The organism is Streptomyces sp. NPDC028368 (genome assembly GCF_055565615.1).
The window spans coordinates 621,707-648,052 of record NZ_JBVHTY010000003.1 but is presented as its reverse complement, the minus strand read 5'-3'; the positions used below and the strand labels follow the sequence as shown (position 1 = coordinate 648,052).

Annotated in this window: 25 protein-coding genes; 14 read left to right on the top strand and 11 right to left on the bottom strand. The window is 71.8% G+C overall.

What is annotated here, in order from left to right:
• Window positions 1–29: 29 nt before the first annotated feature.
• A complete protein-coding gene (locus tag ACZ4S3_RS10075; RefSeq protein ID WP_467929433.1) occupies window positions 30–1,433 on the top strand; it encodes a sensor histidine kinase in 1,404 nt (467 codons plus the stop codon).
• A gap of 53 nt (window positions 1,434–1,486) precedes the next feature.
• Here the strand turns inward: ACZ4S3_RS10075 and ACZ4S3_RS10070 are convergent, their stop codons facing one another.
• The 4 genes from ACZ4S3_RS10070 to ACZ4S3_RS10055 all read right to left on the bottom strand — a co-directional run bounded on the left by ACZ4S3_RS10070 (window position 1,487) and on the right by ACZ4S3_RS10055 (window position 5,571).
• Entirely contained in the window at window positions 1,487–3,187 is a 1,701-nt protein-coding gene (locus ACZ4S3_RS10070; protein ID WP_467929428.1) for an acyl-CoA mutase large subunit family protein, read from the bottom strand.
• A gap of 150 nt (window positions 3,188–3,337) precedes the next feature.
• Window positions 3,338–3,670, bottom strand: coding sequence for a DUF3817 domain-containing protein (locus ACZ4S3_RS10065; protein WP_467929423.1), 333 nt, complete (start codon window positions 3,668–3,670; stop codon window positions 3,338–3,340).
• Window positions 3,671–3,734: 64 nt separating this feature from the next.
• On the bottom strand, window positions 3,735–4,244 hold the full coding sequence (locus ACZ4S3_RS10060) for a MarR family winged helix-turn-helix transcriptional regulator (protein WP_467929420.1): 510 nt from the start codon (window positions 4,242–4,244) through the stop codon (window positions 3,735–3,737).
• Between the two features lie 43 nt (window positions 4,245–4,287).
• Window positions 4,288–5,571: an MFS transporter gene (locus ACZ4S3_RS10055; RefSeq protein ID WP_467929416.1), complete on the bottom strand. Its 1,284-nt coding sequence runs from the start codon at window positions 5,569–5,571 to the stop codon at window positions 4,288–4,290.
• 79 nt (window positions 5,572–5,650) lie between these two features.
• Between ACZ4S3_RS10055 and ACZ4S3_RS10050 the strand changes: the two genes are divergently transcribed.
• Window positions 5,651–6,637 carry an ArsR/SmtB family transcription factor gene (locus ACZ4S3_RS10050; RefSeq protein ID WP_467929412.1) on the top strand — a complete coding sequence of 329 codons (987 nt, stop codon included), beginning with the start codon at window positions 5,651–5,653 and terminating at the stop codon, window positions 6,635–6,637.
• Between the two features lie 6 nt (window positions 6,638–6,643).
• On the opposite strand, the gene ACZ4S3_RS10045 is transcribed toward ACZ4S3_RS10050, so the two are convergent.
• Window positions 6,644–6,943 carry an MTH1187 family thiamine-binding protein gene (locus tag ACZ4S3_RS10045; RefSeq protein WP_467929407.1) on the bottom strand — a complete coding sequence of 100 codons (300 nt, stop codon included), beginning with the start codon at window positions 6,941–6,943 and terminating at the stop codon, window positions 6,644–6,646.
• Window positions 6,940–7,290: a DUF3817 domain-containing protein gene (locus tag ACZ4S3_RS10040; RefSeq protein ID WP_467929402.1), complete on the bottom strand. Its 351-nt coding sequence runs from the start codon at window positions 7,288–7,290 to the stop codon at window positions 6,940–6,942. Before ACZ4S3_RS10040 ends, ACZ4S3_RS10045 begins: the two co-directional genes overlap by 4 nt.
• A 191-nt stretch (window positions 7,291–7,481) precedes the next feature.
• On the opposite strand from ACZ4S3_RS10040, the gene ACZ4S3_RS10035 reads away from it, so the two are divergent.
• The 4 genes from ACZ4S3_RS10035 to ACZ4S3_RS10020 all read left to right on the top strand — a co-directional run bounded on the left by ACZ4S3_RS10035 (window position 7,482) and on the right by ACZ4S3_RS10020 (window position 10,169).
• Window positions 7,482–8,120, top strand: a complete 639-nt coding sequence (locus ACZ4S3_RS10035; RefSeq protein WP_467929397.1) for an AIM24 family protein — start codon at window positions 7,482–7,484, stop codon at window positions 8,118–8,120.
• A complete protein-coding gene (locus ACZ4S3_RS10030; protein ID WP_467929395.1) occupies window positions 8,120–8,770 on the top strand; it encodes an AIM24 family protein in 651 nt (216 codons plus the stop codon). The genes ACZ4S3_RS10035 and ACZ4S3_RS10030 overlap by 1 nt, the downstream gene beginning before the upstream one ends.
• Window positions 8,767–9,540: an AIM24 family protein gene (locus ACZ4S3_RS10025; RefSeq protein ID WP_467929393.1), complete on the top strand. Its 774-nt coding sequence runs from the start codon at window positions 8,767–8,769 to the stop codon at window positions 9,538–9,540. The genes ACZ4S3_RS10030 and ACZ4S3_RS10025 overlap by 4 nt, the downstream gene beginning before the upstream one ends.
• 152 nt (window positions 9,541–9,692) lie before the next feature.
• Window positions 9,693–10,169 carry a MarR family winged helix-turn-helix transcriptional regulator gene (locus tag ACZ4S3_RS10020; RefSeq protein ID WP_467929389.1) on the top strand — a complete coding sequence of 159 codons (477 nt, stop codon included), beginning with the start codon at window positions 9,693–9,695 and terminating at the stop codon, window positions 10,167–10,169.
• 39 nt (window positions 10,170–10,208) lie between these two features.
• Here ACZ4S3_RS10020 and ACZ4S3_RS10015 read toward each other — a convergent pair whose 3' ends face one another.
• Together ACZ4S3_RS10015 and ACZ4S3_RS10010 are read right to left on the bottom strand one after the other, a co-directional pair.
• Complete coding sequence (locus tag ACZ4S3_RS10015; RefSeq protein ID WP_467929745.1) at window positions 10,209–11,606, bottom strand: sensor histidine kinase; 1,398 nt, start codon at window positions 11,604–11,606, stop codon at window positions 10,209–10,211.
• Between the two features lie 4 nt (window positions 11,607–11,610).
• Window positions 11,611–12,273 (bottom strand): response regulator transcription factor, encoded by a 663-nt coding sequence (locus tag ACZ4S3_RS10010; protein WP_467929385.1) that lies wholly within the window; start codon window positions 12,271–12,273, stop codon window positions 11,611–11,613.
• A gap of 108 nt (window positions 12,274–12,381) precedes the next feature.
• On the opposite strand from ACZ4S3_RS10010, the gene ACZ4S3_RS10005 reads away from it, so the two are divergent.
• Window positions 12,382–13,035, top strand: coding sequence for a PepSY domain-containing protein (locus tag ACZ4S3_RS10005; RefSeq protein WP_467929381.1), 654 nt, complete (start codon window positions 12,382–12,384; stop codon window positions 13,033–13,035).
• 60 nt (window positions 13,036–13,095) lie between these two features.
• On the opposite strand, the gene meaB is transcribed toward ACZ4S3_RS10005, so the two are convergent.
• Together meaB and ACZ4S3_RS09995 are read right to left on the bottom strand one after the other, a co-directional pair.
• Entirely contained in the window at window positions 13,096–14,055 is a 960-nt protein-coding gene (gene meaB / locus ACZ4S3_RS10000; protein WP_467929377.1) for a methylmalonyl Co-A mutase-associated GTPase MeaB, read from the bottom strand.
• Between the two features lie 36 nt (window positions 14,056–14,091).
• Complete coding sequence (locus ACZ4S3_RS09995; protein WP_467929743.1) at window positions 14,092–15,267, bottom strand: acetyl-CoA C-acetyltransferase; 1,176 nt, start codon at window positions 15,265–15,267, stop codon at window positions 14,092–14,094.
• Window positions 15,268–15,439: 172 nt separating this feature from the next.
• Between ACZ4S3_RS09995 and mce the strand changes: the two genes are divergently transcribed.
• The 7 genes from mce to ACZ4S3_RS09960 all read left to right on the top strand — a co-directional run bounded on the left by mce (window position 15,440) and on the right by ACZ4S3_RS09960 (window position 25,995).
• A complete protein-coding gene (gene mce / locus ACZ4S3_RS09990; protein WP_467929373.1) occupies window positions 15,440–15,880 on the top strand; it encodes a methylmalonyl-CoA epimerase in 441 nt (146 codons plus the stop codon).
• 208 nt (window positions 15,881–16,088) lie between these two features.
• Complete coding sequence (gene scy, locus ACZ4S3_RS09985; protein WP_467929369.1) at window positions 16,089–20,336, top strand: polarized growth protein Scy; 4,248 nt, start codon at window positions 16,089–16,091, stop codon at window positions 20,334–20,336.
• A gap of 113 nt (window positions 20,337–20,449) precedes the next feature.
• Window positions 20,450–21,388: a cellulose-binding protein gene (locus ACZ4S3_RS09980; protein WP_467929365.1), complete on the top strand. Its 939-nt coding sequence runs from the start codon at window positions 20,450–20,452 to the stop codon at window positions 21,386–21,388.
• Between the two features lie 130 nt (window positions 21,389–21,518).
• Window positions 21,519–22,532: an ABC transporter ATP-binding protein gene (locus ACZ4S3_RS09975; RefSeq protein WP_467929361.1), complete on the top strand. Its 1,014-nt coding sequence runs from the start codon at window positions 21,519–21,521 to the stop codon at window positions 22,530–22,532.
• A gap of 3 nt (window positions 22,533–22,535) precedes the next feature.
• Window positions 22,536–23,309, top strand: coding sequence for an ABC transporter permease (locus ACZ4S3_RS09970; RefSeq protein WP_467929356.1), 774 nt, complete (start codon window positions 22,536–22,538; stop codon window positions 23,307–23,309).
• Between the two features lie 152 nt (window positions 23,310–23,461).
• Window positions 23,462–24,670 carry an ABC transporter ATP-binding protein gene (locus ACZ4S3_RS09965; protein ID WP_467929351.1) on the top strand — a complete coding sequence of 403 codons (1,209 nt, stop codon included), beginning with the start codon at window positions 23,462–23,464 and terminating at the stop codon, window positions 24,668–24,670.
• Complete coding sequence (locus ACZ4S3_RS09960) at window positions 24,667–25,995, top strand: ABC transporter permease (RefSeq protein WP_467929347.1); 1,329 nt, start codon at window positions 24,667–24,669, stop codon at window positions 25,993–25,995. The genes ACZ4S3_RS09965 and ACZ4S3_RS09960 overlap by 4 nt, the downstream gene beginning before the upstream one ends.
• Window positions 25,996–25,998: 3 nt before the next feature.
• Here the strand turns inward: ACZ4S3_RS09960 and ACZ4S3_RS09955 are convergent, their stop codons facing one another.
• Entirely contained in the window at window positions 25,999–26,316 is a 318-nt protein-coding gene (locus tag ACZ4S3_RS09955; RefSeq protein WP_467929343.1) for an ATP/GTP-binding protein, read from the bottom strand.
• Window positions 26,317–26,346: the final 30 nt, after the last annotated feature.

Here is a 26,346-nt window from a genome sequence, read left to right as displayed (position 1 = left end):
TGCGGGGCCGAGCGAAGCGAGGGTTCGGCATGAGCGGCAGGCGCGGGCTGGGCGGGCGGTGGGTGCGCCGGCGGCCGCTGCGCGCCCGGCTGGCGCTGGCGGCCTCGGCGGCGGTGGCGCTGGTCGCCATCGGTGTCTGCGCCGCCGCGTTCGTCATCATCCGCATCCAGATGACCCGCCAGCTCAACCTCAACCTGGCCCAGACGGCCACCCAGCTCACCCAGCAGACCCGGGGCTGGGGCCCGACTGCGGGCGACACCTCCTGCCGGTACCAGGCCGTGCCCTGCGTCCAGATCGTGCCGGCCGACCCGGCCCGCGACCCGCACGAGCGGTACGAGCTACCGGTCTCCGCCGCCACCCGCCAGGTGGCCGCCGGGCACCGCCCGGCCTACTACACCAACCTGACGGTCGCCGGACACCCGGTCCGGATGTTCACCAAGCACCTCCCCCCCAAGGACCAGGCGCTCCAGGTGGCACTGCGCTCCGACAGCGTGGAGCGGGGCGTACGGCATGCCGCCTGGGCGCTGTCCGCGGTGGGCGGCGCCGGCGTGCTGCTGGCCGCCGCGCTCGGCTACTGGGTCTCCCGCACGGGTCTGGCGCCGGTCGCCCGGCTCACCGCCACCGCCGAACGCATCGCCGCCACCCGCGACGCCCGCCACCGCATCGAGCTGCCCACCGGCTCCCCGGCCCGCGAGGACGAGGTCACCCGCCTGGCCACCAGCTTCAACATCATGCTCGGCGAACTGGAACAGTCCGTCGCCGCGCAGCGCCGCCTGGTCGCCGACGCCTCTCACGAGCTGCGGACCCCGCTGACGGCCCTCCGTACGAACGCCGAACTCCTCGCCCGCGCCGACCGCCTGACCGACGCCCAGCGCGACCGCGCCTCCGCCGCGCTGGGCCGCCAGCTGCGCGAGGTCACCACGCTGGTCAACGACCTGATCGAGCTGGCCCGCGACGAGGAGCCGCAGCCTCTGGTGGAGCAGGTGCGCCCGGCCGCCCTCCTGGAACACGCGGTCGGCGCGGCCCGCGAGCACTGGCCGGAGATCACCTTCACCACCCGCATCGACCCGGCCGCGGCCGCGGCCACCCTGCCCGGCGTCCCGTCGCGCCTGGCCCGGCTGCTGTCCAACCTTCTCGACAACGCCGCCAAGTTCTCCCCGCCGGGCGGCCCGGTGGACACCGAACTCACCCTCGCCTCGGGCGAGTTGAACCTGACGATCCGCGACCACGGCCCCGGCATCGCACCCGCCGACCTGCCCCATGTCTTCGACCGCTTCTACCGCGCGGAGGCGGCCCGCGCCCTGCCCGGCTCCGGTCTCGGCCTGGCCATGGCCCGCCAGATCGCCCGCGCCCACGGCGCCGACCTCACGGCGGAACGGGCGCCGGGCGGCGGGGCGCTGTTCCGGCTACGGGTGCCTGCCGGGACGCCGTAGCCGGGCCCCGCGCCGGCTGTGGGTGCGGGCGCCGTCCTCGTGAGCGGTGTCCCTCAGAACCCGGCCGGCTCGGTGTAAATCCCCCACTCGTCCCGCAGCACGCCGCAGATCTCGCCGAGCGTCGCCTCCGCGCGGACCGCCTCCAGCATGGGCTCGATCATGTTGCCGCCGTTGCGGGCGGCGGCCAGCATGTCGTCCAGTGCGGCCTTCACCCGGGTGTCGTCGCGGGCCGCCTTCCGGTCCGCCAGGACCCGTACCTGCTCGCGCTCGACCTCATGGCTGACCCGCAGGATCTCCAGGTCGCCGGTGACCGATCCGTGGTGGCAGTTGACGCCGACGACCCGCTTGTCGCCCTTCTCCAGGGACTGCTGGTACTGGAAGGCGGATTCGGCGATCTCGCCGGTGAACCAGCCGTCCTCGATGCCGCGCAGAATGCCGGAGGTGATCGGGCCGATCGGGTGCGAGCCCGTCGGGACCGCCCGTGCGCCGCGCTCCTTGATCTGGTCGAAGATCTTCTCGGCGTCCGCTTCGATCCGGTCGGTCAGCGACTCGATGAACCAGGAGCCGCCCAGCGGATCCGCCACGTTGGCGACGCCGGTCTCCTCCATCAGCACCTGCTGGGTGCGCAGCGCGATCTCCGCGGCCTGCTCGCTGGGCAGCGCCAGGGTTTCGTCCAGCGCGTTGGTGTGCAGCGAGTTGGTGCCGCCGAGCACCGCCGCCAGCGCCTCCACCGCGGTGCGCACGACGTTGTTGTACGGCTGCTGCGCGGTCAGCGAGACGCCGGCGGTCTGGGTGTGGAACCGCAGCCACTGGGCCTTCTCGCTGGTCGCGCCGTAGACGTCGCGCATCCAGCGGGCCCAGATCCGGCGCGCCGCCCGGAACTTGGCGATCTCCTCGAAGAAGTCGACATGGGCGTCGAAGAAGAAGGACAGGCCCGGGGCGAAGGTGTTGACCTCCAGTCCGCGGCTGAGCCCCAGTTCGACGTAGCCGAAGCCGTCGGCGAGGGTGTACGCCAGCTCCTGCGCGGCCGTCGCGCCCGCTTCGCGGATGTGGTAGCCGGAGACCGAGAGCGGCTTGTACGCGGGGATGCCGCGGGCGCAGTGCTCCATCAGGTCGCCGATCAGGCGCAGATGCGGCTCGGGCTGGAAGAGCCACTCCTTCTGGGCGATGTATTCCTTGAAGATGTCGGTCTGGAGGGTGCCGTTGAGGACCGAGGGGTCCACGCCCTGGCGCTCCGCCGCCACCAGATACATGCAGAAGACGGGGACGGCCGGCCCGGAGATCGTCATGGACGTCGTGACGTCACCCAGCGGGATGTCCTTGAACAGGACCTCCATGTCGGCCGCGGAGTCGATGGCGACGCCGCAGTGGCCGACCTCGCCGAGCGAGCGGGGGTCGTCGGAGTCCCGGCCCATCAGCGTCGGCATGTCGAAGGCGACCGAGAGGCCGCCGCCGCCCGCCTTGAGGATCATCTTGTAGCGCTCGTTGGTCTGCTCGGCGTTGCCGAAGCCCGCGAACTGGCGGATGGTCCAGGTGCGGCCGCGGTAGCCGGTCGGATACAGACCGCGCGTGAAGGGGTACTCCCCCGGCCATCCGATCCGCTCGAAGCCCTCGACGCGGTCGCCGGGCCGGGGGCCGTACGCCGGCTCCACGGGGTCGCCGGAGAGCGTGGTGAAGTCGGCGTCGCGCTTCCGGGCGGAGTCGTACCGGGCCTGCCAGCGGCGGCGGCCCTCTTCGATCGCGTCAGCGTCCATACCTTCGAATTTACTAGGACGTCCTAGTACTTGTCGATGGCTGGCGGCTTCGAGTCGTTACGGGCGGCCCCTCGCGGAGCCGGACAAACGCAAACGCGCCCGTCCGGCATGGGGACAGGCGCGTCGGTAAAGAGGAGCGGAAGCCGGGTCTCAGACCTTGACCGGCTGCGGCGCACCCTCCGTGACCAGCGGCTCGATCTCGCGGACGACCTTGCGCTCGACGAAGAAGGCGGCCGTCGGGATCGTCCCGGAGACCAGCACCCACAGCAGCTTGCCGAACGGCCACCGGGCCTTGGAGCCCAGGTCGAAGGCGAAGACCAGGTAGATGATGAAGAGCACGCCATGGATCTGCGCCACGACGAGGGTGAGGTCCTTGCCCAGCTCAAAGCCGTACTTGAGCACCATGCAGGCGCAGAGAACCAGCAGCATCACGGCGGTGATGTAGGCCATCACCCGGTATCGGGTCAGGACGCTTCGCTTCATGCCCTGAGCGTAACCGCCCGTTCCGGGGCGATCTTCGCCGCCCCCCGGCATACCGGCGGGCCCGCTACTCCTCGGCGAAGTCGGCCGCCGCGACCCGCAGCGGCCGCAGCATGGCGAAGATCTCGCCGCACTCCTCGGCGTCGTAGGCACCGAGGCCGAAGTCCATCGCCATCAGGTCCTGGGTGGCGGCATCGCACACCTTGCGGCCCTTTTCGGTGATGGAGGCGAGGGTGCCACGGCCGTCGTTCGGGTTGGGCCGCTTGGCGACCAGGCCCGACTTCACCAGCCGGTCGACGGTGTTCGTCACCGAGGTCGGGTGCACCATCAGCCGCTCGCCGATCTTGGACATCGGCAGCTCACCGGCCTTGGAGAAGGTCAGCAGCACCAGCGCCTCGTAGCGCGCGAAGGTCAGCTCGTACGGCTTGACCACGGCATCCACCTCGGCCAGCAGGATCTGGTGGGCCCGCATGATCGAGGTGATCGCGGCCATCGAGGGCACGGCTCCCCATCTGCGCTGCCACAACTCGTCGGCACGCGCGATGGGGTCGAAGGCAAGGCTGAGCGGCTTAGGCACGTCTTTGACCCTACCCGCCGGTCATATCGTGGTCAGCTCTGTCTCAGCTTTCGGGCCGCATGGCCGGGCCCCGGGCCGTCCGCCGCACCCCGTAAATCGCCGCGAGCACACCCACCGAGCCGATCGCACCCGCCGCCGGCATCACCACCTGAAGCGGTGCGTACCCGGCGGCCACACCGCCCAGCCCCATCCCCAGGCCCATGATCGTCATCCGCCCCGCCTGCATCATCGTCATCGCCTGGCCCAGCAGCTCCTCGGGGACCGCGGCCACGAACCAGCGGTCGACGCCGAAGTTGTACGAGATCCCGGTGCCGGTGAGGACGAGCAGCATGACGGCCCAGCCGAGCGAGGGACGGGCCGCGAAGCCGAGGGAGGGCAGGACGGCGAAGACGCTCATGGGGAAGGTGAGACGGGAGCGGGCGTGCGGGGCGAGGAACGAGCCGGCCAGGGTTTCGGCGGTGATCGCACCGATGGGCATGCTGCACAGCAGGAGCCCCAGGCCGGCGGGGCCGGTGCCGAGGAGGTCGCCGTAGGGGATCAGCAGCGCCTCGGGGACGACCACGAAGGCCGGCGGCAGCCAGCTGAGCAGGAGGAGGGCACGGATCCGGCGGTCGCCCAGCAGGCGGCGGATGCCGGTGAGGGAGGCGCCCAGGAGTGCGCCGCGGGCGGCGTCCCGCGCGGGACGGGCCCGGGTGCCCAGGCGCAGCAGGAGCGCCGAGCTGACAAAGGTGCAGGCCGTGATGCACAGCACCGCTCTGGGCGGCACCACGGCCAGCAGCACGCCCCCGGCGGCGAAGCCGGCCAGCTGGGCGCCCTGGTTGACGATGCGGATGAGCGAGCGGCCCAGCACGAACGGCTCGCCGGCGCCGAGGATCTCGCCGAGGGTGCCGGCCCGGGTGCCGGCGAAGACCGGGGCGATGGCGGCGGTAACGCAGCGGAGGAAAAGGAGGAGGGCGACGGGCGCGCCGGGCGCCACCATGCCCGCCGCGGCGAGCGCGCACAGGACGTCGCAGACGACCAGGACGGTACGGGCGGGACAGCGGTCGGCGACGGCGGACAGAAGCGTGCCGCCGACGACGTACGGGAGCAGGCCGAGGGCGAAGGTCAGGGCGCTGAGCAGGGGCGAGCCGGTGAGGTCGAAGACCAGCAGGGAGAGGGCGATCTCGCAGACCACCACGCCGAGGGAGGAGAGCAGATGGGCGGCGAAGACGACGCGGAATTCGGGGACGGCGAAGACGGCGCGGTAACCGCCCGGGGTGCCGGGACCGTCGGCATCGGGGCGTGCGGGGGCGCGGCCCGGCTTCGCGGGCCCGGTGGGCGAGAGCATGGCGGCAGCGTGCCGGGGGCGGGCGAGGGGTCATAGTCTTTCGGCCGCAGCCGAATCCCGGGGAGGGGAGGCGCCTCAGGTGCCGCTGGATCTGCATTTCGGGGCGGACGACTTTCTGCGTATCCGGTTCGCCATTTCGCCGCTGTGCGAGACGCATGAGGCGGTACGGACGCTGCGCCGCGCGGACCGGCACGGCTATCACCTGCCGTGGCTGCGGCGGATGCGCGAGACGGTCGCGGGGCTGGATCTGTCGCCGCTGTGGCTGTTCATGCCGTCGTCACCGCCCGGGTACACGCCGGATTTCCTGGGGCGGCCGCCACATGCGCCGCTGGCCGGGTTCGAGGAGGAGCTGGCGCTGCTGCGGGCCACGGATCCGGCGGTGGCGCGTGCCGAGATGGCCAAGTCGCTGGCGTGTGTGCCGGGGGCGGCCGGCTCGGCGCGCGGCCGGGCGGCGCTGGCGGATCCGGCGCGGGCGGTCCAGGAGCTGGCCGATGTCACCGAGCGGGCCTGGCACGCGCTGCTGGCACCGGACTGGCCGCGGCTGCGCGCCCTGCTGGAGGCGGAGATCGCCTACCGGTCGCACCAGCTGGCGGGCGGCGGGCTGCGGCGGCTGTTCGCCGATCTGCATCCGCGGCTGTCGTGGTCCCGGGACACGCTCACCGTCCGTACGCGGACCGATTTCGTCCAGATGCAGGATCTGGACGGGCGCGGGGTGCTGCTGCTGCCGAGCGTGTTCGTCTGGCCGGATGTGGTGAGCGGCTTCGATCCGCCGTGGCAGCCCACGGTCATCTATCCGGCGCGCGGGATCGGCGGGCTGTGGAGCGAGCCGGAGACGGGGCCCGCGCTCGCGCGGCTGCTGGGCGCGAACCGGGCGGCCGTACTGGCCGCCCTCGACGCCCCGTCGACCACCTCGGCCCTGGCCCACCGCCTGGGCCTGGCGCCCTCGTCCGTATCGGCGCATCTGTCCGTGCTGCGCGACGCCGGTCTGCTGGCCTCGCGCCGGCACGGACATCAGGTGCACTACGAGCGGACGCCGCTGGGCATCGCCCTGGCGGCGGGCGGCTGAGGGGTCCTAGGACCCCTGTGCGAGATGGCGCTCGACGGTCTCGACCTTCGAGGTCAGGCCGTCGGTGACACCGGGCCGGATGTCGGCCTTGAGGACCAGCGAGACCCGCCCGGCGCGCGCCTCGACGGCCGCGACCGCACGCTTGACGACGTCCATGACCTCGTCCCACTCACCCTCGATGGAGGTGAACATGGCGTCCGTACGGTTGGGCAGCCCCGACTCGCGGACCACCCGGACCGCGTCCGCGACGTATCCGCCGACGTCCTCGCCGACGCCCAGCGGGCTCACCGAAAAGGCGACGATCATGCGCTGACGACCCCTTCCTTACGGGCGCGGGCGGCGATCACACCGGCCTCTTCCTCCCGCTTGAGGACCCGGTCGCCGTAGAGCCCGCCGAAGGGCAGGATCGCCAGGAGGAAGAAGAACGCGACGCGCTTGAAAGGCCACTTGGTGCGGTTCCACACGTCCAGCAGCAGCACCACGTAGGTGATGAACAGCACGCCGTGGATCATGCCGAGCGGCATCACCAGGGAGTCGTAGTCGAAAGCCAGACGGAAGCCGGTGCCGAAGATCAGCAGCGCCGGGAAGGAGATCGCCTCCGGGATGGATGCCAGGCGCAGTCGGTGCAGGGCAGCGGCGGTCTTGATGTCCACGGGAACCTCGTCAGTACGGCGAAGGGGGGCCGGCAATGGCTTGTGCAAGGGTTCACAAGCTTCGCCCATTGTGACAGCCGCCCGAATGATCACTGCGCCGGGGGCGGCGAAGCCCGGATACGGCTCACCGGGGGCAGACCATGACCAAAAGGGCCTGCCCCGCGCGGCCCCGGCCGACTACGGTCTGACCCGTGGCTCAGTTTCGGCTCCAGGGGAGCAAGGTGCTCGCCGTCGATATGACGGGCGACGCCGTCAAGGCGAAAAACGGTGCGATGGTCGCGTACGACGGCCAGATGTCGTTCAAGAAGATGACCGGCGGCGGCGAGGGGCTGCGCGGCATGGTCACCCGGCGGCTGACGGGCGAGCAGATGGCCGTGATGGAGGTGAAGGGCCATGGCACCTGCTTCTTCGCCGACCGCGCGAGCGAGATCAATCTGGTGCGGCTGACCGGCGAGAAGCTGTACGTCGAGGCGAGCAATCTGCTGTGCACGGATGCGGCGCTGCACACCGGCACGACCTTCACCGGACTGCGCGGCGCCTCGCAGGGCAACGGCCTGTTCACCACCACCGTCGAGGGCCACGGCCAGGCCGCGATCACCTCCGACGGCCCCGCGGTGGTGCTGCGGGTCACCAAGCAGTACCCGCTCCAGGTCGACCCGGGCGCCTACGTCGCCCACACCGGCGACCTCAAGCAGCATTTCCAGTCCGGGGTGACCTTCCGCACCTTCATAGGAGAGGGCTCCGGCGAGGCGTTCCAGATCCGGTTCGAGGGCGAGGGCCTGGTGTACGTACAGCCCAGCGAGCGCAACACCGTGGGCGGTGAGATCTGATGGCGTTCACGGCACTCAACTCCCGCATGGTGGAGGCCCGTATCGCACCGGGTCAGCGGATGTTCAGCCAGCGCGGCGCGATGCTCGCCTATCGCGGCGAGGTCTCCTTCACCCCGAACATCCAGGGAGGCCAGGGCGGCATCGGCTCGATGATCGGCCGCCGCATCGCCGGTGAGGCGACGCCGCTGATGACGGTGGAAGGCTCCGGCACGGTGATGTTCGGCCACGGCGGCCATCACGTCCATGTCGTCGACCTGACGGGCGAGACGCTCTACGTCGAGGCCGACCGGCTGCTGGCCTTCGACGGCTCGCTGCAGCAGGGCACGATGTTCATGGGGTCGCAGGGCGGGGTGATGGGCATGGTGCGCGGTCAGGTCACCGGCCAGGGGCTGTTCACCACCACCCTCAAGGGGCACGGTTCGGCGGCGGTGATGGCACACGGCGGGGTCATCGAGCTGCCGATCACGCCGCAGCGGCCGGTCCATGTCGACCCGCAGGCCTATGTCGCCCACCGCGGCGACGTCCGCAACAAACTCTCCACGGCGCTCGGCTGGCGCGACATGGTCGGCCGCGGCTCGGGGGAGGCCTTCCAGCTGGAGCTGTCGGGCCAGGGCACCGTCTACGTACAGGCGTCGGAGGAGAAGCTGTGACCGGTCCCGTCGTCCACGACATCCAGACGCTGCCGGCCGACGACAACGTCCATGCCTACGCCTTCAGCGTGGAGCTCAACGGTCAGTGGTTCCTGCAGAAGGGGAAGATGATCGCCTATTACGGGCGGATCGACTTCCACGGCATCGGGCACGGCCGCCTCGACCGGCTGATCGCGGGCAGCTTCCATTCGCCGCTGCACGCCGCGGACTGGGTCGTCGCCGAGGGCCAGGGCAAGATGCTGCTCGCCGACCGCGCCTTCGATGTGAATTCCTTCGATCTCGATGAGGGCAACCTCACGATCCGCGCCGGTAATTTGCTCGCCTTTCAGCCATCTCTGTCACTGAAGCAGTCGATCATCCCGGGCTTTCTCACCCTGATCGGTACCGGCAAGTTCGTGGCCGCCTCCAACGGCCCGGTGGTGTTCGTCGAGCCACCGATCCGGGTGGACCCGCAGGCGCTCGTCGGCTGGGCGGACTGCCCCTCGCCGTGCCATCACTACGATCACCAGTACCTGCGGGGATTCCTGGGCGGACTGCGGGCGCACACCGGGATCGGCGGGGCCTCGGGCGAGGAGCACCAGTTCGAGTTCGTGGGGGCCGGGACGGTCCTGCTGCAGTCGACGGAGGTGCTGATGCCGGAGCGGGCGACCGGCGCGGTACCGGACGAGCCGGGCGTTCCGGGCGGCGGCGGGCACGCGCCGCAAAGTGGCTCACAACTGCCCCAGCTGCCCGGGGGCCTCGGGGGCCTCCAGCGCCGCTTCGGGCTGTGAGCGGTAGTCTGCGGACGGTGACCTCGAACGTCTGACCAACCGCACGAGGTCTCGCCGGTGTCCCACCAGTCGATACGGGGGCCGATGGTGGCCGATGGTGGCCGTCGGGCAACTTAATTAACTATTCAACTTTTACGGGTAGAATTCCTCACATGACGAACGACAGCGACACCCCCTGGCTGACCGACCAGGAGCAGCGTGCCTGGCGCACCCATCTGGACGTCAGCAGGCTGCTGATGCACCAGCTGGAGCGCGATCTGCAGCCGTTCGGCCTGACGAACAACGACTACGAGATCCTGGTCAACCTCTCCGAGGCCGAGGACCACCGGCTGCGGATGAGCGACCTGGCGGCCTGCACCCTGCAGTCCAAGAGCCGTCTGTCCCACCAGATCACGCGGATGGAGAACGCCGGTCTGGTGCGCCGCGAGAGCTGCGAATCGGACCGCCGCGGCCTGTACGCCGTCCTGACGGAGGAGGGCTGGGAGACCATGCGCCGGGTCGCCCCGCACCACGTCACCTCGGTGCGCAAGCACTTCATCGACCTGTTCTCCGCCGAGGACCTGGACGCGCTGCGCGCCTCCCTCACACCGGTGGCCGAGCACCTGAGGGAACGCCGCGGCGGTCTCTGACCCGATCGCCGCGGCCCGTTCCGGGACCGCGGCCCCGGCTCAGGAAGCCACCGGCAGCCGCAGCTCGAACACCGAGCCCTCCCGCACGGCCAGCGAGCCGCCGTGCCGCACCGCGACATCCCGCGCGATGGCCAGCCCCAGCCCGGCCCCGCCGTCGTCCCGTGCGCGCGCGTCATCGAGCCGTACGAACCGCTCGAAGATCCGCTCCCGCTCGCCTTCCGGCACCCCGGGCCCGTCGTCCTCGACCCGCAGCACCGCCCACTCCCCCTCACACACCACGGCCACCCTGACGGAACCGGCCGCATGCCGCTGCGCGTTGTCCAGCAGGTTGCCCAGCACTCGCCCCAACTGGCCGCGCGATCCGGCCACTTCGACGCCCGCCAGGTCACCGGCCCGTACCGGAATGCGGTCGCCGACCCGCTGCGAGCTCTCCTCCCGGACCAGCGCGGCCAGATCGATACGGGCCTCGGCGGGCCGCTCCCCCGCATCCAGCCGGGCCAGCAGCAGCAGATCCGCGGCCAGCCGCTGCAGCCGTACGGTGTCCTCCACCGCCCCCGGAACGTCCAGCAACTCCGGGTGCGCCACGGCCACTTCGAGCTGCGTGCGCAGACTCGCGATCGGACTGCGCAGCTCGTGCGAGGCGTCCGCGACAAACCGCCGCTGACGCTCCACGGACGTCTCCAGGGCCGCCAGCGTCTCGTTGGTCGTCCGGGCCAGCCGGCCGATCTCGTCCTGCGCCGCGGGCACCGGCACCCGCCGGCTCAGATCCGTACTGGCGGTGATCGCGGCCATCTCCCCGCGGATCCCCTCCACCGGACGCAGCGCCCGCCGGGTCACCAGCCAGGTCACCCCGGCCACCACCAGGAGCAGCAGCGGCAGCCCGGTCAGCATCGCGGTGCGCACCGTGCCGACGGTGCTGCGCTCGGGCGCCAGCGCCGAACCGGCCCGCACCGTGGCCTGCACGCCACCGGTGTCCTTGGCCTCGACCGACGCGAAGCGGTAGTCGGCCACCTTGCCGTCGACGTTCGCGGTGCCGTCCCGCAGGTGCGCGTCATCGTCGACCTCGCCCGGCCGGGGCCCGCTCGGGTCGTCGTCATCGTCGTCCTCGTCGCCGGGCGGCGCGACGCCCGCTCTCTTCGGCGGTCCCACGGCCTTGCCGTCGACGGCGCGCACATCGTCGCCCGCCGCCAGCACCCGCCCGTCGTCGTCCAGCACCACGACCGGATGGTCGTCACCGTCCGGCAGATCCAGCTTGCCGTACGCCGTCCCGGTCGCGATCTGCGTGGCGACCTCCCGCGCCGCGACCTCGGCCTGCAGCCCCGCCTGGTCCCGGAGGCTGCTCCCCAGCACCAGCAGCACCGCCGTACCGGCCGCGATCAGCGCCACCGCCACCACGACCGTCGCGCCGGCCGCCGCCCTGGCCCGTACCGAGCCCAGCACCTCAGGCACCGGGCACCAGCCGGTATCCCGCGCCGCGCACCGTCACGATGCGCCCGGCGCCGAGCTTGCGCCGCAGCGCGCTCACATACACCTCGATGATGTTGACATCGCCCTCGTACGCGAAGTCCCAGACGTGCTCGAGGATCTCCGCCTTGGAGACCACATCGCCCGCCCGCAGCGCCAGTTGCTCCAGCACGGCGAACTCCTTGGCGGTCAGCGCGACCTCCGTGCCGTCGAGCTCCACCTTGCGCGACCCCTGGTCGACGGCGAGCGTCCCCACCCGCAGCACCGGCTGTGCGGTCCGCCCGCGCCTGCGCAGCAGCGCCTTGACCCGGGCCACCAGGACCACATACGAGAACGGCTTGGTCAGATAGTCGTCGGCGCCGGTGTCCAGCCCCTCGGCCTCGTCGTACTCGCCGTCCTTGGCGGTCAGCATCAGGACCGGTACGTCGTTGCCCGCGGCCCGCAGCGCCCCGCAGACGCGGTAGCCGTTCATGCCGGGCAGCATGATGTCCAGCACGATCAGGTCGTACGCGCCCTCGCCCGCCCGGTGCAGGCCGCTCAGGCCGTCGTGGACCACATCGACGGCGTACCCCTCGGCCGTCAGGCCCTTGGCCAGCGACAAAGCCAGCCGCCGTTCGTCCTCGACAATCAACAGGCGCATGGGAGCCACCTTGTCACCCCGTACCTGAAGACCTCTTCAGGCGACTTCAGCTGCGCTTCAGGTTCGTTCGGCGACTGTGGTGTCACAGCCGATCACAGGGGAGAACACATGAAGCGCCACCTCATCATCGCCACCGCCGCGGCGGCCGCCCTCATCGCGGGCGGCACCGCCACCGCCGTCGCGGTCAACAGCGGCGACGGGCCCACCGGCGCGCAGTCCGGCACCCGGGCGGCCGCGCAGCCCGCGGCGCACGACGACCGGGGGCGGGACGACCACGACGACGACCACGGTCAGGAGGACCTCCGCGAGGCGCACGCCGCCAAGGTGACCGCGCCGCAGGCCGCGGCGGCCGCGCTGAAGGCCGTCCCGGGCACCGTGACCGGCCTCGACCTGGACCGGGACCGGCCCGGCCTGGTCTGGGACGCGGACGTGCTCGGCAAGGACGGCAAGTGGCACGAGATCACCCTGGACGCCAGGGACGCCCGCGTGCTGAACCAGCACATCGACCACGAGGACGACGGCCCCGACCCCCGGGGCGTGAAGGTGGACGCCGCCGCGGCCTCCCGTACCGCCGCCGCGCACGGCACGGTCACCTCCGTCGATCTGGACGGCGACCACCGGGCCGGGGCCGTCTGGGAGGTCGAGACCGTCACCAAGGACGGCAAGGAGCACAAGCTGCTGGTCGACCCGCAGTCCGGGAAGCTGACGGTCGCGCCGGCGCACGACGCGGATGACGACGACAACGACGGCGCGGACGACTGACCCACGGTGCCTGTGCGGCCGCCCCGGCCCCCCGGGGCGGCCGCCCTCGGCCGCGGTGCGTCAGCCGCCGTTCGTCAGTCCGTCGACCAGCTCGTCGGCCGCCCGGTAGGGGTCCGTCTCGCCGGTCACTATCCGCTCGGCGAGCGCGTCCAGCCGCTGGTCCCCGCTCAGATCGCCGATCCGCTCGCGCAGCGCCGTCACCGCGATCGTCTCGACCTCCCGGGCCGCGCGGGCCCGGCGGCGCTGTGCCAGCACCCCGTGCTCCTCCATCCAGGCGCGGTGCTTCTCCAGCGCCTCGACCACCTCGTCGACGCCCTCGCCGCGCGCCGCGACCGTCTTGACGATCGGCGGCCGCCAGTCGCCCGGCGCCCGCGATGCGCCCAGCCCCAGCATGTGGTTCAGCTCGCGGGCGGTGGCGTCGGCGCCGTCCCGGTCGGCCTTGTTGACCACGTAGACGTCGCCGATCTCCAGGATTCCGGCCTTCGCCGCCTGGATTCCGTCGCCCATGCCGGGGGCCAGCAGCACCACGCTGGTGTCGGCCTGCGAGGCGATCTCCACCTCGGACTGGCCGACGCCGACCGTCTCGACGAGGACGACGTCACAGCCCGCCGCGTCCAGGACGCGGATCGCCTGGGGGGCGGCCCAGGCCAGGCCGCCCAGATGGCCGCGGGTGGCCATCGAGCGGATGTAGACGCCGGGGTCGGAGGCGTGCTCGCTCATCCGTACCCGGTCGCCGAGCAACGCCCCGCCGGAGAACGGCGAGGACGGGTCGACGGCAAGGACGCCGACCCGTTTGCCCGCCTTGCGGTAGGCCGTCACCAGGGCCGAGGTGGTGGTGGACTTCCCGACGCCCGGTGAGCCGGTCAGCCCGACCACATAGGCGTTACCGGTGAGCGGCGCAAGCGTCGCCATCACCTCGCGCAGCTCCGGTGCGGCCCCCTCGACGAGGGAGATCAGCCGGGCCACCGCCCTCGGCCGGCCCTGCCGGGCCTGCTCCACCAGCTGCGGGACGTCCACCATCGCTGCCCGTCTCCTTCGGCTCGGCGTCTTTCGCGGTTACTTACCCGGAACGCGGATGATCAGCGCGTCACCCTGGCCGCCGCCACCGCACAGCGCGGCGGCGCCCACGCCACCGCCCCGGCGGCGCAGCTCCAGCGCGAGGTGCAGCACGATACGGGCGCCGGACATGCCGATCGGGTGACCCAGGGCAATCGCGCCGCCATTGACATTCACCTTTTCCGGGGACACCCCGAGGTCCTTCATTGACTGCACGGCGACCGCCGCGAAGGCCTCGTTGATCTCGATCAGATCAAGATCTTCGACAGTCAGGCCTTCCTTGCCCAGGGCGTGGTTGATGGCGTTGGAGGGCTGCGACTGGAGGGAGTTGTCGGGGCCGGCGACATTGCCGTGCGCGCCGATCTCCGCGATCCATTCCAGGCCCAGTTCCTCGGCCTTGGCCTTGCTCATCACGACGACCGCGGCGGCGCCGTCGGAGATCTGCGAGGAGGTGCCGGCGGTGATCGTGCCGTCCTTGGCGAAAGCCGGGCGCAGCTTGCCGAGCGATTCGGTGGTGGTGTCGCCGCGGATGCCCTCGTCCTTGCTGAAGAGGACCGGCTCGCCCTTGCGCTGCGGGATCTCGACGGGGGTGATCTCGGCTTCGAAGAGCCCGTTCTTCTGGGCGGCGGCGGCCCGCTGGTGGGAGCGCGCGGCGATCTCGTCCTGCTCGGGGCGGGCGATGCCCAGGCGGGTGTTGTGCTTCTCGGTGGACTCGCCCATCGCGACGCCCTCGTAGGCGTCGGTGAGGCCGTCGTGGGCCATCGCGTCGAGCATCTCGACGGCGCCGTACTTGTAGCCCTCGCGGGACTTGGGCAGCAGGTGCGGCGCGTTGGTCATGGACTCCTGGCCGCCCGCGACGACGACGTCGAACTCCCCGGCGCGGATCAGCTGGTCGGCCAGCGCGATCGCGTCCAGGCCCGAGAGACAGACCTTGTTGACGGTGAGCGCGGGGACGTTCATCGGGATGCCGGCCTTGATGGCGGCCTGGCGCGCCGGGATCTGCCCGGCCCCGGCCTGGAGCACCTGGCCCATGATCACGTACTGCACCTGGTCACCGCCGATGCCCGCCCGGTCCAGCGCCGCCTTGATGGCGACCGCGCCCAGATCGGCGCCGGAGAAGGTCCGCAGGGATCCCAGGAGCCGTCCCATGGGGGTGCGCGCTCCCGCCACGATCACCGAGGTGGTTGCGTTCGTGCCATTCGTTGCAGACATGCGGTGCGGCCTTCCTTGCAGGGAAGTTAACGAGGGTTCCCGTCAATGTACTGAGCGGTACGCCCCGGGTCACCGGGAAGTAGGTGTGACGGCGCGCACGTTGCGTAACCAGCCGTGCGAGCGGTGCACTGGAGCCATGCTGACGCGAATCGACCACATCGGGATCGCCTGTTTCGACCTCGACAAGACCGTCGACTTCTACCGTGCCACGTACGGGTTCGAGGTGTTCCACTCCGAGGTCAACGAGGAGCAGGGCGTCCGGGAGGCGATGCTGAAAATCAATGAGACCTCCGACGGCGGGGCCTCGTATCTGCAGCTCCTGGAGCCGACCCGGGAGGACTCCGCGGTGGGCAAGTGGCTTGCCAAGAACGGCGAGGGCGTACACCACATCGCGTTCGGTACGGCGGATGTGGACGAGGACGCCGCGGCCATCCGCGGCAAGGGCGTCCGGGTCCTCTACGACGAGCCCAGGACCGGTTCAATGGGCTCCCGGATCACCTTCCTGCACCCCAAGGACTGCCACGGAGTGCTCACCGAACTCGTCACCGCCGCACCCTCCGCCCCGGCGGACCACTGACCTACGCGTTCCCCGGCCGGTAGAGTGCACCTTCGGCCGGGGTAAGGGAGTGGGGCTCGGTCCATACTCTGCCGATGATCTGACACCATTTCTTCGGAAGGGTCAGCTCCGATGGACGCGAGTCCGGTACGACGTGACGTGTACGGGACGAGCATCCGCAGGACGGAGTCGGCCGCCACCATGACCAGGGGACGGATGGGACCGCGCAGTGCGGGGCAACGACCGCTACGAGGCTGACGACCACCTCTCGCAGTTCGAGGCCGAGATGGAGCGGCTGAAGACCGAGCGGGACAAGGCCGTCCAGCACGCCGACGACCTCGGCTATCAGGTCGAGGTGTTGCGCGCCAAGCTGCATGAGGCGCGCCGCAACCTCGCGACCCGCCCTGCCTACGACAACATCAGCCACCAGGCCGAACAGCTGCTGCGCAATGCGCAGATCCAGGCCGACCAGCTGCGGACGGACGCGGAACGGGAGCTGCGCGAGGCGCGGGCCCAGACCCAGCGGCTGCTCCAGGAGCAGGCCGAGCGGCAGTCCCGGCTGGAGGCCGAGCTGCACTCCGAGGCGGTCACCCGCCGGCAGCGCCTGGACGAGGAGCTCAACGAGCGCCGCCAGACCGTCGAGTCGCATGTCAACGAGAACGTCGCCTGGGCCGAACAGCTGCGTGCCCGCACCGAATCGCAGGCCCGCCGCCTCATGGAGGAGTCCCGGGCGGAGGCCGAGCAGGCGCTGGCGTCCGCGCGCGCCGAGGCCCAGCGGCTGTCCGAGCAGGCCCGCGAGCGGCTCGGCACGGCGGCCGAGGAGGCCCGCACCGAAGCGGAATCCATCCTGCGCCGGGCGCGCACGGACGCCGAGCGGCTGCTGAACGCCGCGTCCAACCAGGCCCAGGAAGCGACCGATCAGGCCGAGCAGCTGCGCACCACCGCCGGCAGTGAGTCGGAGGAGGCGCGCCGGGCGGCCGCGGAGCTGACCCGTACCGCCGAGGCGCGTATCCAGGAGGCGGACGCCGCGCTGCGCGAGGCGCGCACCGAGGCCGAGAAGCTCGTCGAGGAGGCCCAGCAGGCCGCCGGCAAGCGGCTGTCGGCCACCGAGTCGGAGAACGAACAGCGCACCCGTACGGCCAAGGCGGAGATCGCGCGGCTGGTCGGCGAGGCCACCAAGGAGGCCGAGGCGCTCAAGGCCGAGGCCGAGCAACTGCGCGCGGATGCCCGTACGGAGGCCGAGCGGCTGGTCGCCGAGGCCCAGGAGAGCGCGCGGTCCAAGGCGGCCGAGGACTCCGCGGCGCAGCTGGCGAAGGCGGCGCGGACCGCCGAGGAGGTGCTGACCAAGGCGTCCGAGGACGCCAAGGCCACCACCAAGGCCGCCGCCGAAGAGGCCGAACGGCTGCGCAGCGAGGCCGAGTCCGAGGCGGACCGGCTGCGCGAGCAGGCGCACGACACCGCGGCGCAGCTCAAGGGCGCGGCGAAGGACGACACCAAGGAGTACCGCGCCAAGACCGTCGAACTCCAGGAGGAGGCACGGCGGCTGCGCGGCGAGGCGGAGCAACTGCGCGCGGACGCGGTCGCCGAGGGCGAGCGGATCCGCAGCGAGGCCCGCCGCGAGGCCGTACAGCAGATCGAGGAGGCGGCCGGGACCGCCGAGGAGCTGCTGGGCAAGGCCAAAGCCGATGCGGAGGAGACCCGTTCGGGTGCCGTCGCGGAGAGCGAGCGGGTACGGACCGAGGCCATCGAGCGCGCCTCGTCGCTGCGCCGGCAGGCCGAGGACGCGCTGGAGCGGGCCCGTGCGGAGGCCGAGCAGCTGCTGCTGGAGGGCACCCAGGCCGCCGAGACGCTGACCACGACGGCCGAGGACAGCGCCCGGGAGCTGCGCGCGGAGGCCGAGCGGGCCGCCGAGGAGAAGCGCACCGAGGCGCAGGCCGAGCTGGACCGGCTGCACACCGAGGCCGAGGCCAGGGTCACCGCCGCCGAGGACGCGCTGCGCGAGGCGCGGACCGAGGCCGAGCGGCTGCGCCGGGAGACGCAGGAGGAGGCGGCCCGGCTCAAGGCGGAGGCCGCCGACCGGCGCCGGACGTTGCAGCAGGAGGCCGAGGAGGAGACCGAGCGGCTGCGCGCCGAGGCCGCCACGGACGCGTCGACGGCGCGTGCCGAGGGCGAGGCGGTGGCCGCACGGCTGCGCAGTGAGGCGGCGGCCGAGGCGGAGCGGCTGCGGGCCGAGGCGCAGGAGACCGCGGACCGGGTGCGCGCGGAGGCGGCCACCGCCGCGGAGCGCACCGGTACGGAGGCGGCGCAGGCGCTGGCCGAGGCCCAGGAGGAGGCCGCGCGGCGCCGCCGGGAGGCCGAGCAGCTGCTGGGCGAGGCCCGCGAGGAGGCCCATCAGGAGCGCACCGCGGCGCGCGAGCAGAGCGAGGAGCTGCTGGCGTCCGCCCGTACCCGGGTCAGCGAGGCGCAGGCGGAGGCCGAGCGGCTGGTCGAGGAGGCGGACCGGCGCGCGGGCGAGCTGGTCACGGCGGCCGAGCAGACCGCGCAGCAGGTACGCGACTCGGTCGCGGATCTGCACGAGCAGGCCGAGCAGGAGATCGCCGGGCTGCGCTCGGCGGCCGAGCATGCTGCCGAGCGCACCAGGACCGAGGCGCAGGACGAGGCGGACCGGGTCCGCAAGGACGCCTACGACGAGCGCGAGCGCGCCTCCGAGGACGCGGCGCGGGTGCGGCACGAGGCGCAGGAGGCGTCCGAGGCCGCGAAATCCCTTGCGGAGCGGACGGTTTCGGAGGCCATCGAGGAGGCCGACCGGCTGCGGACGGAAGCCGCCGGGCTGCTGGACGAGGCGCGGCGGGACGCCAACACGGCGCGCACGGAGGCCGCGGAGCAGGCCGACAACCTGCTGGCGGAGGCGACCGGCCAGGCCGAGAAGCTGGTCGCGGACGCCGGCGCGAAGGCCCGGCAGCTGCGTACCGAGGCATCGGACGCGCTGGCCTCGGGCGAGCAGGACGCGGCGCGGGCCCGTGCGGAGGCGCGGGGCGACGCGAACCGGATGCGGTCCGACGCCGCCGGGCAGGCCGACGCGCTGATCACCGAGGCGCGCTCGGAGGCCGAACGGATCGTCACCGAAGCCACCGAACTGACCTCTTCGGCTCAGGACGACGCGAACCGGATGGTCCAGGAGGCCCAGCAGGCCGCCGACCGGCTGCGCGCGGAGGGCGAACAGCAGGCGCACGCCATGGTCACCGAGGCGTCCGAGGCCGCGGAGCGGCTGCGGACCGAGGCGGCCGAGGTGCTGGAGAACGCCCGGACGGACGCCGAGAAGACCGGCGACGAGGCGCGCAAGGCGGCCAACAAGACGCGGTCGGACGCGGCGGAGCAGGCCGACCAGCTGGTCTCGGAGGCCGGTACGGAGGCCGAGCGGCTGCGGACCGAGGCGGCGGAGACCACCGCCACCGCCGAGCGGGACGCGGACCGTACCCGGGCCGATGCCCGCGAGCAGGCCGAGGCGATGCTCGCCGCGGCCACCGCGGACGCGGACCGGATGCGGGCGGACGCGGCCGAAACGGTCACCGCCGCGCAGGAGCACGCCAACCGCACCCGCGGTGAGTCCGCGAAGGTCAAGGAGGACGCCGAGGCCGAGGCGGAGCGGCTGCGGACCCAGGCGCAGCAGGAGTCGGACCGGCTGCTGGACGAGGCCCGTAAGGACGCCGCCAAGCGCCGTGGGGACGCCGCCGAGCAGGCCGACCAGCTCATGGCCAAGGCCCAGGAAGAGGCGCTCAAGACGGCCACCGCCGCCGAGGAGCAGGCCGACACGATGGTCGGGGCGGCCCGCAAGGAGGCCGACCGGCTGGTGTCGGAGGCGACGGACGACGGCAATGCCCGGGTGGAGAAGGCCCGTACGGACGCCAACACCCTGCTGGAAGAGGCCCGTGGGGACGCCACCGCCATACGGGAGCGGGCCGAGGAGCTGCGGGCGCGGGTGGAGAGCGAGGTCGAGGAGCTGCACGACCGGGCCCGCCGGGAGTCGTCGGAGGCGATGAAGAACGCCGGCGAGCGGGTCGACAAGCTCATCGCGCAGGCCACCGAGCAGCAGGTGGAGGCCAAGGAGAAGGCCGACCAGCTGCTGTCGGACGCGAACAGCGAGGCGAGCAAGGTCCGCATCTCGGCGGTCAAGAAGGCCGAGGGTCTGATCAAGGAGGCCGAGAACAAGAAGGCCGAGGCGGTGCGCAACGCGGAGCGGATGCGGACCGAGGCCGAGGCCGAGGCCGCCCGGATCGTGGACGAGGGCAAGCGCGAGCTGGAGGTGCTGGTGCGCCGACGGGAGGACATCAACGCCGAAATCTCCCGTGTTCAGGACGTATTGGTAGCGTTGGAGTCCTTCGAGACGCCGGGGGGCGGCTCGGAGGGCAAGGGGGGCGTCAAGGCATCCGCGGGAGCCGGGACAACTCGTTCGAGTGGCAAGCAGTCTGAAGGGTAGCCACTCAAATGAGGGGTCATTCTCCACTTCAAACGCGCAATGACTCGATGACACGCCGTTAAGACCCCTAGGATTCCCTTATCACCTCACCGGTCTCTTTCGACAGGAACCCCATGAGCGACACATCCTCCCCCTTCGGCTTCGAGCTCGTGCGGCGTGGGTACGACCGCGGTCAGGTGGACGACCGCATTACCAAGCTCGTCGCCGACCGCGACAGTGCGCTGGCCCGCATCACGTCGCTGGAAAAGCGGATCGAGGAGCTGCACCTCGAGACGCAGAACGCCCAGGCTCAGGTCAACGACGCCGAACCGTCCTACGCAGGTCTCGGTGCGCGCGTCGAGAAGATCCTCCGCCTCGCCGAGGAAGAGGCCAAGGACCTGCGCGAGGAGGCCCGCCGCGCCGCCGAGCAGCACCGCGAGCTGGCCGAGTCGGCCGCCCAGCAGGTCCGTAACGACGCCGAGTCGTTCGCCGCAGACCGCAAGGCGAAGGCGGAGGACGAGGGCGCCCGGATCGTCGAGAAGGCCAAGGGTGAGGCATCGACGCTGCGCTCGGAGGCGCAGAAGGACGCGCAGTCCAAGCGCGAGGAGGCGGACTCCCTCTTCGAGGAGACCCGCGCCAAGGCCGCGCAGGCCGCCGCGGACTTCGAGACCAACCTCGCCAAGCGCCGCGAGCAGTCCGAGCGCGACCTGGCCTCGCGTCAGGCCAAGGCCGAGAAGCGTCTGGCGGAGATCGAGCACCGCGCCGAGCAGCTCCGCCTGGAGGCCGAGAAGCTGCGCACCGACGCCGAGCGCCGCGCCCGCCAGACGGTCGAGACCGCCCAGCGCCAGGCCGAGGACATCGTGGCCGACGCCAACGCCAAGGCCGACCGGATCCGCAGCGAATCCGAGCGCGAGCTCGCGGCCCTGACGAACCGCCGCGACTCCATCAACGCGCAGCTGACCAACGTCCGCGAGATGCTGGCGACGCTGACCGGTGCGGCCGTCGCCGCGGCCGGCGCCCCCGGCGAGGACGAGCCCGTCTCCCGCGGCGTCCCGGCCCAGCAGACCCGCTGACGCCCGGCAGGACCTGCCCGGCAGCTTCCCGCGCCCCCGTACCGCCGCTGTGGCGGTCCGGGGGCGCGGTCGTGTGACAGGGGGCGTGCCCCGGTGGCGAGGGCCCTTGGGCGCCCTTAGCGTGCTGTACATGATCGAGCTCGAGGGGCTGACCAAGCACTACGGCGACAAGGTGGCTGTGGACCACCTCACGTGCACGGTGCGGCCCGGCATCGTCACCGGCTTCCTCGGCCCCAACGGCGCGGGCAAGTCCACGACCATGCGGATGATGCTCGATCTGGACAATCCGACCGAGGGCACGGTCCGGATCGACGGCAGGCACTACCGGCAGCTGCGGGATCCGCTGACGTACATCGGCGCGCTGCTGGACGCGAAGGCGATGCACGGCGGCCGGAGCGCGTACAACCATCTGCTGTGCCTGGCGCAGAGCAACGGCATTCCGCGCGGCCGGGTCGGCGAGGTGCTGGACACCGTGGGGCTGACCTCGGTCGCCAAGAAGCGCTCGAAGGGCTTCTCGCTCGGCATGGGCCAGCGCCTGGGCATCGCCGCGGCGCTGCTGGGCGACCCGGAGATCCTGATGTTCGACGAGCCGGTCAACGGCCTCGACCCCGAGGGCATCCACTGGATCCGCAATCTGATGAAGAGCCTCGCCTCCCAAGGCCGTACGGTCTTCGTCTCCTCCCACCTGATGAGCGAGATGGCACTGACCGCCGACCACTTGATCGTGATCGGCCAGGGCCGCCTGATGGCGGACACCTCGATGGCCGCTTTCATCCAGGAGAACTCACGCTCCTACGTCCGGGTGCGCGCCCCCGAGCAGGAAAAGCTGCTGGATCTGCTGCACGCAGAGGGGATCAACGCGGTGGCGGTCGGCAACGGCTCGCTGGAGATCGACGGGGTGCCGGCCGCCCGGCTGGGCGAGATGGCCGCCCGGCATCAGCTCGTCCTGCATGAGCTGAGCCCCCAGCAGGCGTCGCTGGAAGAGGCCTTTATGCAGCTCACCGCCGAATCCGTGGAGTACCACGCGCACGACGACCGGCCGGCGGCGGTGCGCGCCGGGCGGCCGCCGTTGGACGGCGCTCCGGTGCAGCCGGACGACTGGGGCGCGGAATGGCGCCGGCACGAGCAGAAGAAGGGGAGCTGAGCGATGGCGGTGGTCACGCAGGTGCTGCGTTCGGAATGGACCAAGATCAGGTCGGTCCGGTCGACGGTGTGGACGCTGGGCATCGCCGTGGTGGTCACCGTCGCGCTGGGCGTGCTGATCTGCACCCTGGCCAGGAACGACTTCCGCTCGATGGCGGCCCGCGACCGGCTCACCTTCGACCCCACCAACATCAGCTTCGCCGGGATGGGGCTGGGCCAGCTCGCGATGATCGTGTTCGGGGTGCTGGTGGTCTCCAACGAGTACAGCACCGGCATGATCCGCACCTCGCTCGCCGCCGTACCGCAGCGCGCCACCTTCCTGTTCAGCAAGCTGCTGGTGGCCACCGTCCTGGTCTTCGTGGTCGGCCTCGCCACCAGCTTCCTGACGTTCTTCGCGGGTCAGGCGGTGCTGGGCGGCCACCGGGCCCACCTGGGCGATGCCGGGGTGCTGCGCGCGGTCGTCGGCGGCGGCCTGTACATGACCCTCATCGCCCTGTTCTCCATGGGCGTGGCCGCGATGCTGCGCAGCCCGATGCTGTCGCTCGGCATCCTGATGCCGTTCTTCTTCCTGATCTCCAACATCCTCGGCAATGTCTCGGCCACCCGGAAACTCGGCCGCTATCTCCCCGACCAGGCGGGCCAGAAGATCATGCAGGTGGTGCCGCGGGTCGGCGACGATGTGCCGTACGGGCCGTGGGGCGGTCTGGGGATCATGGTCGCGTGGACACTGGCGGCGCTGGCCGGCGGTTTCCTCCTCCTCAAAAAGCGCGATGCGTAACGCCGCGCCGGGCGTGAGCCGCACGTACGTGGGGGTTCGGATGTCTCTCATCCGTCCCGTTTGACGGGAACCGTCAACTCCCCGATAACCTCCTAACCCTCACGGGGGTACGAGAGCGCCTCTGCCCCGTACCATCGCGCGAGGGGCGGAGAATGATCGAGGCAGTCGGCCTGACAAAGCGCTACGGCGCCAAGACGGCCGTGCACAACCTGTCGTTCCAGGTACGGCCGGGGACCGTCACCGGCTTCCTGGGGCCCAACGGCTCCGGCAAGTCGACGACGATGCGGATGATCCTGGGGCTGGACACACCGACCTCGGGCTACGCCACCGTCGCCGGCCGCCCCTTCCGCAAACTCCCCAACGCACCCCGCCAGGTGGGCGCGCTGCTCGACGCCAAGGCGGTGCACGGCGGCCGCAGCGCACGCCAGCATCTGCTCTCGCTCGCCCAGCTCTCCGGCATCCCGGCCCGCCGGGTCGACGAGGTGCTCGGCGTGGTCGGTCTCCAGGCCGTCGCGGGGCGGCGCTCCAAGGGCTTCTCGCTCGGCATGGGCCAGCGGCTGGGCATCGCCGCGGCGCTGCTCGGCGATCCGCAGGTGCTGCTCTTCGACGAGCCGGTCAACGGCCTCGACCCCGAGGGCATCCTGTGGGTGCGCAATCTGATGAAGCAGCTGGCCGCCGAGGGCCGTACGGTCTTCGTCTCCTCCCACCTGATGAGCGAAATGGCGCTCACCGCCGAGCACTTGATCGTGATCGGCCGCGGCCAGCTGCTCGCCGATATGCCCGTCAAGGACTTCATTTCGGCCAACTCCGCGGACTTCGCCCGGGTACGTACCCCCGACACCGATCCCGAGCAGCGCGAGAAGCTGACCGCGGCACTCGGCGAGGCGGGCGCACAGGTCGTACCGGAGCCGGACGGCGCGTTGAAGGTGACCGGGCTGCCGCTCCCCCGGATCAGCGATCTCGCGCACGGCGCCGATGTCCGGCTGTGGGAGCTGTCGCCGCACCAGGCTTCCCTGGAGGAGGCGTACATGCAGCTCACCCAGGGTGCCGTGGACTACCGCTCGACGGCCGACCAGCGGGCGGGCCTGCAGCAGCAGATGCCGGCCGGATATGCGCCCGGCCAGGGACAGCCGCATCCGTACGCCCCGCAGAACCCGTACGCCCAGCAGGCGCCCGGCGCTCCGGGGCCGGGCTACCCGCCGCCGGGGCAGGTTCCGGGTCACCCGTACGGGGCACCCGAGCAGTACGGCGCCCCCCACCCTTACGGGCAGCCGCCGCAGCCCGGCGCGCCCATGCCGCCGCCGGCTCAGCCCGCCGCCCCCGCCGCAATGCCCACGCCGCACAACGAGGACGCCCGATGACCAGCCCTCAGCAGCCGCAGCCCCAGCCGCAGCCTGAGCGCGGGCCGAACGACACCGGCGCGCACCAGCAGCCGATGCCGCCCGCGCCGCCGATGCCGCCGTCCCCACCGCCGGCCGCCGCGCCCCGGCCTGAGCAGCAGGCGGAGCAGCCCGCGCCCGCGCCCGCCAGGGAAGCCGGCACGATGATGCTCCAGGCCCAGCAGCCACCGGAGCAGGCCGCCCCCGCGCCGGGCCCCACGCTCGCCAAAGAGGCCGGCACGATGATGCTGCAGGCCCAGCCGCTCCCCCAGCCGCAGCCGCAGGCGCATCCGCAGCCCCAGCCGCTCGCCGCGCACGGCCCCGGCAAGGACGGGGGCACGATGATGCTCCAGGCTCAGGCCGCCCCGGCCCCGGCCCCCCAGCCGCAGCCGCAGCCGTACGGCCAGGCGCCGCAGGGCCCGCCCCACCAGCAACAGCAGCCGCAGCAGCCGCAGCAGCCGCAGCAGCCGCAGCAGCCGCAGCCGCAGTCCGCCCCCAACTGGCAAGGCGGACAAGCCGGTTATGTCTCGCCGATCCCGGTGAACAACACCCACCTCGGGCACGCCCTGGCCTCCGAGTGGACAAAGATCCGTTCGGTGCGTTCGACGATCTGGACGCTGGGCGTGATGGTCCTGCTGATCGTCGGCATCGGTGTGCTGATCTCCGGCCTCCTGGCCGCCTCCGGCCATGCACTCGGCAACAAGCTGGGGCTCTCGTTCATCGGCCTGCTGCTGGGCACCTTGTGCATCATCCCGCTCGGCGTACTGGTCATCTCCTCCGAGTACGGGACGGGGATGATCCGTACGACCATGACCGCCTGCCCCAGCCGGGCGCGGGTGCTCGGCGCCAAGGCGGTCGTCTTCTTCCTGCTGTCCTTCGTCGTGACGACGCTCTCCGCCACCGTGGTCGCGCTCACCTCGTCGGCCATGATCGACGGCCCCGACCCGACGGGCGGCCTGTGGCTGCGCGCCACCGTGGGCGCCGGTCTGTATGTGTCGATGCTCGGCCTGCTGGCCATGGCGGTGGGGTCGCTGCTGCGGCATTCCGCGGGGGCGATCAGCGCGATGCTCGGGCTGGTGCTGCTGCCGATGCTGCTGGCGATGTTCATGGCCGCTTCGGACAGCCTCAGGAACTTCGCCATGGGGCTGATCAACTACTCGGTCCCCAACGCCCTGGCGACACTCCACGACGCTTCGTTCTTCAGGGACTCCGGCCCGCAGGGCTGGACCCCGCTGTGGATCCTCGCCGGCGTCACCACGGCCGTCCTGGCCGCCGCCTTCGTCGTCCAGGAACGACGCGACGTCTAGAACTCAATACCTGGGTGCGTTACGGGACCGCTGGAGCCGCGCGCTCCGGCGGTCCCGTGCGTTCCAGCAGGCCTTGTGCCAGTGCCGGCGGTCGTCGACATCGCCGTCCTGCGGCCAGGCGACGACATGCGGCACACCGGGCGGGATCTCCTGGTCGCAGCCGGGGCAGCGGTAGTGCTTGCCCGCACCGCCGCCCCCGACCTGCCGCACGATCCAGTCCTCGCCGCGCCATTCCTCGGTCTTTTCCAGGCCGTAGCGGTCACCGCCCGTGCGGTCGGAGGGCTTCGCACCGCCGCTGAGGCGGTTTCGACGCGGGGACACTGAACACCTCGGGCAATCTGCGGGGATGGG

Excerpts from the sequence above, each read along its gene's own strand:
- ACZ4S3_RS10005 (WP_467929381.1), top strand. The coding sequence starts at position 12,382 with ATGAAGCGCCACCTCATCATCGCCACCGCCGCGGCGGCCGCCCTCATC.
- ACZ4S3_RS09965 (WP_467929351.1), top strand. The coding sequence starts at position 23,462 with ATGATCGAGGCAGTCGGCCTGACAAAGCGCTACGGCGCCAAGACGGCC.
- ACZ4S3_RS10075 (WP_467929433.1), top strand. The coding sequence starts at position 30 with ATGAGCGGCAGGCGCGGGCTGGGCGGGCGGTGGGTGCGCCGGCGGCCG.
- ACZ4S3_RS09960 (WP_467929347.1), top strand. The coding sequence starts at position 24,667 with ATGACCAGCCCTCAGCAGCCGCAGCCCCAGCCGCAGCCTGAGCGCGGG.
- meaB (WP_467929377.1), bottom strand. The coding sequence starts at position 14,055 with ATGGTGGACGTCCCGCAGCTGGTGGAGCAGGCCCGGCAGGGCCGGCCG.
- ACZ4S3_RS09975 (WP_467929361.1), top strand. The coding sequence starts at position 21,519 with ATGATCGAGCTCGAGGGGCTGACCAAGCACTACGGCGACAAGGTGGCT.
- ACZ4S3_RS10065 (WP_467929423.1), bottom strand. The coding sequence starts at position 3,670 with ATGAAGCGAAGCGTCCTGACCCGATACCGGGTGATGGCCTACATCACC.
- ACZ4S3_RS10055 (WP_467929416.1), bottom strand. The coding sequence starts at position 5,571 with ATGCTCTCGCCCACCGGGCCCGCGAAGCCGGGCCGCGCCCCCGCACGC.
- ACZ4S3_RS10010 (WP_467929385.1), bottom strand. The coding sequence starts at position 12,273 with ATGCGCCTGTTGATTGTCGAGGACGAACGGCGGCTGGCTTTGTCGCTG.
- ACZ4S3_RS10045 (WP_467929407.1), bottom strand. The coding sequence starts at position 6,943 with ATGATCGTCGCCTTTTCGGTGAGCCCGCTGGGCGTCGGCGAGGACGTC.
- ACZ4S3_RS10070 (WP_467929428.1), bottom strand. The coding sequence starts at position 3,187 with ATGGACGCTGACGCGATCGAAGAGGGCCGCCGCCGCTGGCAGGCCCGG.
- ACZ4S3_RS10020 (WP_467929389.1), top strand. The coding sequence starts at position 9,693 with ATGACGAACGACAGCGACACCCCCTGGCTGACCGACCAGGAGCAGCGT.
- ACZ4S3_RS10030 (WP_467929395.1), top strand. The coding sequence starts at position 8,120 with ATGGCGTTCACGGCACTCAACTCCCGCATGGTGGAGGCCCGTATCGCA.
- ACZ4S3_RS09970 (WP_467929356.1), top strand. The coding sequence starts at position 22,536 with ATGGCGGTGGTCACGCAGGTGCTGCGTTCGGAATGGACCAAGATCAGG.
- ACZ4S3_RS09980 (WP_467929365.1), top strand. The coding sequence starts at position 20,450 with ATGAGCGACACATCCTCCCCCTTCGGCTTCGAGCTCGTGCGGCGTGGG.
- mce (WP_467929373.1), top strand. The coding sequence starts at position 15,440 with ATGCTGACGCGAATCGACCACATCGGGATCGCCTGTTTCGACCTCGAC.